At 57.5% G+C, this 8,607-nt stretch carries 6 protein-coding genes; 3 read left to right on the top strand and 3 right to left on the bottom strand.

Annotated features, from left to right (window positions below):
- From ACE3OH_RS15745 to ACE3OH_RS15735, 3 genes are all read left to right on the top strand, one after another.
- The coding region (locus ACE3OH_RS15745; RefSeq protein WP_374354993.1) for a hypothetical protein at nucleotides 1-1,082 on the top strand (1,082 nt) is incomplete at its 5' end.
- A gap of 177 nt (nucleotides 1,083-1,259) precedes the next feature.
- Nucleotides 1,260-3,983, top strand: coding sequence for a hypothetical protein (locus ACE3OH_RS15740; protein ID WP_374354990.1), 2,724 nt, complete (start codon nucleotides 1,260-1,262; stop codon nucleotides 3,981-3,983).
- Nucleotides 3,928-4,254 carry an undecaprenyl-diphosphate phosphatase gene (locus ACE3OH_RS15735; RefSeq protein ID WP_374354987.1) on the top strand — a complete coding sequence of 109 codons (327 nt, stop codon included), beginning with the start codon at nucleotides 3,928-3,930 and terminating at the stop codon, nucleotides 4,252-4,254. The genes ACE3OH_RS15740 and ACE3OH_RS15735 overlap by 56 nt, the downstream gene beginning before the upstream one ends.
- A gap of 82 nt (nucleotides 4,255-4,336) precedes the next feature.
- On the opposite strand, the gene ACE3OH_RS15730 is transcribed toward ACE3OH_RS15735, so the two are convergent.
- The 3 genes from ACE3OH_RS15730 to ACE3OH_RS15720 form a co-directional block, all read right to left on the bottom strand.
- Nucleotides 4,337-6,979: a PEP/pyruvate-binding domain-containing protein gene (locus ACE3OH_RS15730; RefSeq protein ID WP_374354984.1), complete on the bottom strand. Its 2,643-nt coding sequence runs from the start codon at nucleotides 6,977-6,979 to the stop codon at nucleotides 4,337-4,339.
- Entirely contained in the window at nucleotides 6,976-7,584 is a 609-nt protein-coding gene (locus tag ACE3OH_RS15725; protein WP_374354981.1) for a TetR/AcrR family transcriptional regulator, read from the bottom strand. The genes ACE3OH_RS15730 and ACE3OH_RS15725 overlap by 4 nt, the downstream gene beginning before the upstream one ends.
- Before the next feature lie 105 nt (nucleotides 7,585-7,689).
- Nucleotides 7,690-8,586, bottom strand: a complete 897-nt coding sequence (locus ACE3OH_RS15720; protein ID WP_374354978.1) for an MBL fold metallo-hydrolase — start codon at nucleotides 8,584-8,586, stop codon at nucleotides 7,690-7,692.
- Nucleotides 8,587-8,607 lie beyond the last annotated feature (21 nt).

Raw genomic sequence — 8,607 nt, 5'->3', positions numbered from 1 at the left:
CGGCCGGTGTGAACACACAATTGCAGACTTGGACGAATGATTTGTTGTTCGACCGTGGGATAATCTTGCCTGGAGCGCCATTGCGATTACTCAAGCTACCCTCCGGCAAACTGTGGGTTCTGACCAAGTCTGGCAATGCTTCGGTGATGTCGTTGGTGGATCTTGACTCTGGCAGTGTGGAGAGTTCACCACGGTTTGCCGGAACGTTGAACGATGTTTCGGCGATGGCTGGTGATACGCTGACGCTTACGGCTAACGCAATCGGTCAAGGATTGAATTACCAATGGTATCGCGATGGGGTGGCAATCGTTGGGGCAAACTCGCCCAGCCTGATACTCGCCAATCTGCAGTCGACGGATGCTGCGCATTATGCGGTTATGGTCAGCAATGCCATGGGGTCTGCCTTTAGTCGTGACGCACTGGTTACAGTGGTGGCGAAGGATGGGGTACCTGATCCGTTCAATTTCAAGCCGGTTAGCGATGCCGCTGCCGGTGCAGTCTATTACACGGATCCAATTGCCGTTGCCGGGGTAAACATACCCGTCGCTGTATCTGTTTCCGGAGGCGAGTACTCGCTCAATTCTGCAAGCTATACGCGCGCGGGCGGCATGGCCAAGTCTGGTGACCAGATCAGTCTTCGAGTCGTGGCTGGGCCTTCAGCTACTACCCAGACTGCTGTATTGCAAGTTGGGGGTACGCAAGGGCAGTTTGTTGTTACAAGCAAGGCGGTTGAATTTAGCCCCATGCGAATCGATGCAAAGGCAACTGGCACCAAAAACAACTTTTCCTTGTACTTGGCGGTCAATCCAGGTTCTGACCTTACTGGCCTACCGGGTAATATCTATATCTTGGCAGAATACCGGGATACATGGCTTGTCAATAATGGCTCCGGCTGGTTTTACTGGGGTGGCGGAGAAATTGCGCCTTACTTTACTGGCACGCTACGAGACTATACGGTAAGGCTGCTTTCATCGACAGATGTAAGTCAGCTTTCGGGCTTGAAGATCTACGCTGGTTGTGGCGTCGATGTCGCTAGCGTGATTGCTAAACATCAATACGCATTGGTCTATAGCGTGCAGTGAGCAGCTACCTTCGGATGGGGCCAGTTCCTTCAGCTGATTCAAATAGCCGAAGATTCTGGCTGGTCCTGGGAAAAAGTACATTTTCTGTCGTGACGTGCGTTGCAATCTGGGTAAGTCACTATATTGCAGCGCTTTGGGCGCTAAGATATTGGCGCAGCAAATTTTTAAGTGTCTCCTATGCCAAGAAATTTTTTTGCTCGCCTATTACGATTGGTGGCCCTGTGCCTTGTGTTCGTGCAAGTACAGGCGTTTGCGGCCGACGCGCCGACATGGACCCATCGTTCGAGGCAGGGTGATATCGTATATTTTGCTTTTCCCACACCGGCTAGAATTGAGCGCTACGACCTTGCTCAACAGCAGTGGCTTGCCAGCATTCCACTGTCCGATAAGGCAACCGCAATGCGGGTGGATGCTGATGGAATTTATATCGCTTATGGTCGTGAGCTTTATAGGCGATTGCTCTCTGGTGGTAATGAGCAGTTGATATTCAGTGCGAAACAGGATATTGTTGATTTGCTATCAGATGGTAAATTGATATTTGCAGTTCCTTATGGTAGTACTTGTTATAGTAATGATGATGATGTTTGTGGTATTGTTAGCATTAGAAAGCGGGATAATCAATACGTCTCAATGATTTCAACTTACCGCTCTAGTGCTTTCAGTATCGCACCTGCCTCTCGCCGTATTTATAGTGTGCAATCGGATGGAGCTACTGAATTGTCTTATGGAGAGAGTGGCCAATTTGGTGGGGCGAGAGTAGAGCGTTCTGGTGTATCGAGTCGCTCATCAGTCTGGGCTTATATATATCCCAATGAAAATATCCTTGTGAAGGATAATGGGGATGTTTTTGGGATTCCCGGGCTGGTAGCCCTGGGAAGTTTGCCCGGCGGCAAGTCTGATGATGCAACGACCTATGGCAGCGATGTCTTGCTAGTGCTGCGTGGCAACGCAATAGTCAGTTTTTCCACTGGTCAATTGGAATCCGGTTCGTATTTGCTACCGTCTGTGGCTAAAGCGATTGAGGTAAAAGGGCCGAGTGTATTTGCTTTTTCTACTGATGCAACTGCGAGTAGTGGTATATCGGTTCAGTCTGTTCCTTTGAGTAGTATCACCTATGCCAAACCGGGTGCTGTGGTCGATCCAGCCAAGATCCGTTTCTTGCCTGATAGTGTCATTGCTGCTGGCGATGGTAACATCTTCATGTTAAGTCAGCGTTTTCAGAGTATTTTTATTTGGTCTACGACTAAACATCGGTATATTTCGTCGATTCCATTGCTGGGTTCGCCTCGATTTTTCGCCTATGCATCAGTGTCGAATCGGTTGTACCTTGGGTATGATCCGGGCGTGATTAATCAGATCAAGTTTGATGCCGGCAAGGTGGTTGAAGAGCCATTTGGCAATACGCCGAGCCGGCTATTGGGGTTGTCGACGGCTGGGACTATGGTGTATGCAGTGGATGCTGTGGGGCCATCGCAGACTTCCTATGTCTATGATATTAACGGAAAGAAATTGACAACCCAATCTTGGGTTGATTTGTCCGATGAGTATGTCTGGAACTCATCCTTGCGAAGAATGTATTTCGCACATGGAAACTACTCTCTCATTTATTATCAGAACTTAGATATGGATGGTGTACTGGCTTGGCCAAGTCGCGTGCTTGAACATGAAAGGCCGCCAATTAGAATGTCCGAAGATGAGAGTAGCTATATTATCGGTACTGGCAAAATATTAAATGCCAGTGATAATAAAGTTATAGGTTTGCTGGCAAATGGATTTTCAGATGCAGTATCCGTGAGCAATCAATGGGTAACCGTGCGGGCTGCGGGTAATAATACTGAGTTGCAAACCTGGACGAGCAAACTACTGCTTGAACGCACGATGACCGTGCCCGGAGCGCCGTTGCGACTATTCAAATTGCCTTCCGGCAAGTTATGGGTGCTGACCAAGGCGGGCAATGCTTCAGTGATGTCAGAGGTTGATCTTCAGTCTGGCCTTGTTGTGAGCTCGCCGCAGCTTGCCGGGACATTGAACGACGCATCGGCGATGGATGGTGATACGGTAACGCTGGCAGTTACTGCGATCGGTCAAGGCTTGAGCTACCAATGGTATCGCGATGGGGTGGCAATTGACGGCGCAAACTCGTCGAGCCTTGTACTTGCCAATCTGCAACCGACAGATGCCGCGCATTATGCGGTGATGGTCAGCAATGCTGTGGGGTCTGCCTACAGCCGTGATGCACTGGTTTCAGTGGTAGTGAAGGATGGAGTACCAGACCCGTTCAGCTTTAAGCCGGTTAGCAATGCCACCGCCGGCACAGCCTATTACACGAATCCAATTGCCATTACTGGGGTAAACATTCCCGTTGCAATATCCGTTTCGGGTGGCGAGTACTCACTCAATTCCGGAAACTATACGCGCCAGAGCGGTATGGCTAAGGCTGGTGATCAGATCAGCCTCCGCGTCGTGGCAGGTGCGCTAGGAACCACTCAGACTGCGGTATTGCAAGTCGGAGGTACGCAGGGGCAGTTTGCGGTAGTGAGCGGGCCGAGCCAATTTAGTGCCATGGAAATCAAGGCGACGCCAAAGGGCCCCAGTAACAAATTATCCTTGGACTTTACGATCAAGCCTGGCTCTGTTCTTGCTGGTACACAGGGTAATGTGTACGTCATGGCTGAATACCATGGCACATGGTTGGTGAACAACGGATTCGGCTGGTTTTACTGGAGTGGCGGAGATATCGAGCCTTATTCTGCCGGTGTGCTGGGCGACTATTCTTCAAGACTGCTGTCATCGGCTGATGTTAGTCAGCTCGCTGGCTTGAAGATCTACGTCGGTTTTGGTGTCGATGTCGCTAGCGTACTTGATAAACGCCAATATGCGTTGGTCTATAGCGTGCAATAAGCGGGCCGCGTGGGAGCGGTTTTCCTTTTTGCTGGCCACCACTATCATCCTGGCCGCCGGCACACTGGAAGCGCCCAAGCTATTGCGACTGGGCAGCAGCGTGCCGCTTGGCCTGATGCTGCTGTGCGGTGCGCTGTCCGGCCTGTGTGCCTATGCCAGCACTGCCTTGCTGATGCGTTATTTCCAGCGCAGCGAGATTGAGTCGCTGCGGCCATTTGCCGCCTATTGCCTGCTGCTTGGCGGCTTGGGCCTGCTATCGCAGCTGATGTGAGCTGCGTCTTGTGCAAAGGTGCCGGTGGCGATTGCATCGTTGCGCTGGCTGCAATGTGACAATTCGGTAGTCGGCAGCGTGGTCAGTCAAGTAGTGTCACCACACCGCCATGCCCATCCACTTCCACCATCTGCCCATCCCTGATCTGTTGCAGGATGCCGGGCAGGTTGACCACCGCCGGCAGGCCGAATTCGCGGGCGACGATGGCGCCGTGCGACAGATAGCCGCCAGTCTCCATCACCAGGCCACCAGCTTTCAAGAACAGCGGGGTCCAGGCCGGGTCGGTGCTCGGGCAGACCAGGATTTCACCTTGTTGCAGGCGTTTGCCATCGGCCGGGTGCAAGATGATGCGCGCTCTGCCGCGTATGCTGCCGGCGCCGATGGCCACGCCCTGCCATTGGCCGGCGGCGAGCTTGCTTGCGGGGATGCTGGCGGCGGGCGCAGTGAGCTGACCTTCGCCCTGCAAAATCACATCGGAAGCGGTCTGCGCTTGCCAATGCCGGCTTTGCTGCTGTCTATCTTCGATGCGCCGAGCCAGGGCAGGTCCGCTTATCTGGCCGCGCAGGGCAAGCAGCATTTCCGGCAGGGTGAGATCAGCCAGCTGGTCGGCTTCGCGCAAGGCGCCCATCGCTTGCAGGCGCGGTGCCAGCTGCCACAGCTGTTGGCGGGTGGCGTCTTTGAGCATTATCAGGCGGCTGCGTGCCAGTTCGCGGTGGCCTAGTTCCTGGTTGGCAGCTTTGACTTGCATGGCCAGGCCCAGCCGCTTCCACCACGGCAGGGCGCGGCGCAGCCTGGTCCAGGCGTCGGCCTGGCTGGCTTGCTGGCGCGCTTTCAAGGCGGCCGGATCGGTGCCGAGCAGGCCGGCGATATGGTCGAGCAGCTGGCCTGGATGATCATGCCAGCGCAGGTAGCGCCAGTAGCTCTCGTAAACGCCGCGGTGGCCGTATTGCGCCAGAAAGCGCGCAAAGCCACGGCGAAATGGGTGCTGCTCGGGCAGCGTCTGCCAGTACTGCTCATCCCGCTTGTCGCTGGTCAGCCACTGCTTGAGCGCGGCATCGCTATTTGCCAGCGCTGCCAGTTCGATCAGCTCATAGCCTTGTTGTGCGGTAATGCTGGGCGTGCCGCCGGCCAGCAGCGCAGCAGCCAAGGCATGGCCTTGGCCGGGCAGATTCCGCTCCAGGCGATCGACCAGCATGGCGAGGCCGGCACCGCTACCCACCTGCAAAAAGCCCAGCTCCAGCTGGCTGCGCATTTCGCGGAACAATTGTTCCAGATAGCGCGCAGCTGCCAGATTGTCGTCCGGTATCCGGTGTTGATCGAGGCTGGCGGCCCGCGCCTCGGCCTTGGCGGCGATGGCATCGGCGCGACGGCGCAAGGGCAATACCGCAGCCAGATAGCGCAGGATATAAGGTAGGCGACGCAGCTTGTCGCCGAGCCTGGCGGGCGGCGGTGTAATTTCCGGCTGGTGGCCGCCCATCATCTGGTTGAAGGCTTGCGGCGCAAAACCGAAGGCATCCCACGCTTCAAATTGCATTATCGATGCATTGAGGTAGAGGCGACCATGGAATAGCTTGCAGCGCTGCAAGCCGGGCAGGGCCGGATACCCGGCATGGCGCAGGGATTGCGCCAACACCGCGTTGATCCAGCGCCGCCCATGGCACCAATCGAGCGCAGACAGCGGCAAGGGCACCACGTCGCGGGTATTGCCATTGGTCCAGATTGACGGTTGATTGCGCAGTTGCGGGTAGGTGTAGCGCGCCATGGCGGTGATTGGCCGCGCCTGCACCAGCCAGAAGCGCAGGCCATCCCACACCCATTCCACATCGTAAAATGGCTCGGCAAAGTCGAGCGCCTGGGCGGCGTCGCGTACCAGCCCAGCCAGCTGCGTGATTTGCGCATCAGCGAGAACCGCCTGACTGGCGAGCTGGGCCGGCGTATCCACCGTGATGGTGCCACCGCCGGCCAGTTGCTGCGTCTGCCGGGTCTTTGCGCCGGTCTTGCGCGCCAGCAGGCTGAGCCGGGCATCGAGCGGGTCTTCCTGCACCAGGTATTCGTCGCCTTCGGTGGCGCCGCTGACCAGAGCCTCGCCCAGGCCCCATTGCGCATGAATCAGCAGATGGTCGTCGCGCCCGCTGCGCGGATCGATGCTGAAGGCGATGCCGGCAGCGGTGGCGGGCAGTAGCGGCATGATCACGACCGCCATGGCGCAATCGTGGTGCGATAGCCCGAGGCGTTGCCGGTAGGCATAGGCCTGCGGGGTCCAAAGCGATGCCCACACTTCGCGGATCGCGTCGCAAAGTGCGGCAAAGCCGAGCACATTCAAGCAAGACTGGTGGATGCCGGCGAACGAGGCGCCGGCGGAGTCTTCCATCGGCGCCGATGAGCGCACCGCCAGTGCCTGGTCTTGCCAGTTGTGTTGCGCCAGCATGATCTGCAGCTGGCCGGTGAGGGAGGCGGGCAGCGGCAGTTGGCGCAAGCGCTCGTGGCAGGCTGCCAGTTGCCTGTCGAGATCGCCATCCTCGTCAAGCAGCTGGGCAGGGTCGATCGATGCTGCAGCGAGTGCCTGCCGGTAAGCGGCAACCGGCAACACCGCGCCAGCGGGAACCGGCAGGCCATAGCGCGCCAGAAGCCCGAGCTGCCAGCCTTTGCCACCAGCTTGTTGCGGCCCGGCGGCCGCTGCGGCAGGCCAGTCGAGCAATATCGGTGTCGAGATGGCTGCGCTCATGCCTGCCTCTCGGCCCGGCAGCCATGCAAGAACAAGTCGAGCATCGCGTCGAGTTCACGGTCGAGGTCGGCATCGGCTTGCATTACCCAGCGCAGCAAGGCTGTCAGGTATTGGGTCTGCAGATAGCTGGTCAGCAAGCTGGCATCGTGATCCGCTCGCAAGCGGCCTTGCGCCTGTGCGTCGCTGATCAGGCCGATCAGTATCGATTCGGTGCCGCTACGTTGCCTGTCTTGTGCCCGGATGGGCTGGCTGAGGCGGTGCTCGAGATAGTAGGGCATATAGCGCTGGTGGCGCTGCGCCCAGACCGATGCGGCGCGAAAGTAGCGGGTGATGCGTTGCAGGCTGTCGGTTTCGCTGGCCATGGCCTGCTGCAGGACAGGCAGCTGCGTCTGCACCATGGCATGGAGGTAATGCGTCAGCAGCGCTTCCTTTACCGGGAAGTGCTTGTACAGCGTGCCCTTGGCCACGTCGGCCGCTTCGGCAATCTGCTCCATGCTGACATTGTCAAAGCCGTGCGCTTCGAACAGGGCAAAAGCCGTGTTGGCCAGCAGCTCGGCTGTCAGCTGCCGTTTGCGTTCGCGGCGCCCGATCTCGCTATTGGTCATGATTGCATTTAAATGTGAACGAAGTTAAATAATGAACGACGTACACAATATGTGTCAATGCATGCGCGCAAGGCCTCGACCTTGCCACTGATCTGACGCTTGGCGCTACTCGCCCTTTTTCACCGCCTGCCAGGCGAAGCCTTCACCTGCGGCATGCAAATAGCCCAGTCCCGGAAAGGCAAGATGGGCGCCGGCCACCAGATCGCCGTGCTCGGCAGCATCGCGGTAAATGGCGCGTTGCGCTCGCGCGGTGCCGGCTTTATCCGGGTCGACCTTGAATACCGTTTCCGGGTAGGGGAACTGCAAGGCGGCAACCAGCACGCCATCGCCGATGGCGACGAGGCGTTTGCCTTCACTCTCTACCAGGTAGTTAACATGGCCCGGGGTGTGGCCAAAGCGCGATACGGCGCGAACGCTTGGCAAGATGGCGGCATCGCCATCAAATAGCGCCAGTCGGCCCGCAGCCTGGTAGGGCGCCAGGGCCGCCTTGGCATCCTTGAAGTGCACATCAAAGCCAGCCGGAAGCTTTGTGGTATTGGCCGGCTCCAGCCAGAAGTCGGTTTCGTGGCGCTCTACATGTACCGTGGCATTGGGGAACACGCGGGCGCCTTTGTTGGCGAGGCCGACCACATGGTCGCTATGCAGATGGGTAAGCAGGATGTCGTCGATCTGTTCCGGCTGGTAGCCAGCGGCCTTCAGGCTGGCCAGCACATTGTCGCCGGCGTCGATCAGGATGCGGCGGCTACCGGTGTCGATCAGGAAGGCGTTGTTGGATGTGTCGATATCCGGGCCCAGCTTGGCCGCCTTCAGCGCGGCCAGCATCTTGCCGCGGGGCATGTCGATCATGGCGCCGATCGGCCAAACGCCCTGGTCAGTCAGCAGGGATACCAGCTTGTAGGCACCAAGGCGGCTGGTGTGGAAGGCTGGTGCCGGCAGGGCAGGCTCGGCGGCCAGGGCGGATAGTGCCAGAACGACGCTGAGGCAGTAGCTAATGAGACGCATCACTTGTGTTCCTGACATTTG

The organism is Chitinimonas sp., assembly GCF_041904975.1.
In the GTDB taxonomy this organism is placed as follows: Bacteria; Pseudomonadota; Gammaproteobacteria; order Burkholderiales; family Chitinimonadaceae; genus Chitinimonas.
This window is presented reverse-complemented; position numbering and strand designations above follow the sequence as displayed.

Excerpts from the sequence above, each read along its gene's own strand:
- ACE3OH_RS15740 (WP_374354990.1), top strand. The coding sequence starts at position 1,260 with ATGCCAAGAAATTTTTTTGCTCGCCTATTACGATTGGTGGCCCTGTGC.
- ACE3OH_RS15735 (WP_374354987.1), top strand. The coding sequence starts at position 3,928 with ATGTCGCTAGCGTACTTGATAAACGCCAATATGCGTTGGTCTATAGCG.
- ACE3OH_RS15730 (WP_374354984.1), bottom strand. The coding sequence starts at position 6,979 with ATGAGCGCAGCCATCTCGACACCGATATTGCTCGACTGGCCTGCCGCA.
- ACE3OH_RS15725 (WP_374354981.1), bottom strand. The coding sequence starts at position 7,584 with ATGACCAATAGCGAGATCGGGCGCCGCGAACGCAAACGGCAGCTGACA.
- ACE3OH_RS15720 (WP_374354978.1), bottom strand. The coding sequence starts at position 8,586 with ATGCGTCTCATTAGCTACTGCCTCAGCGTCGTTCTGGCACTATCCGCC.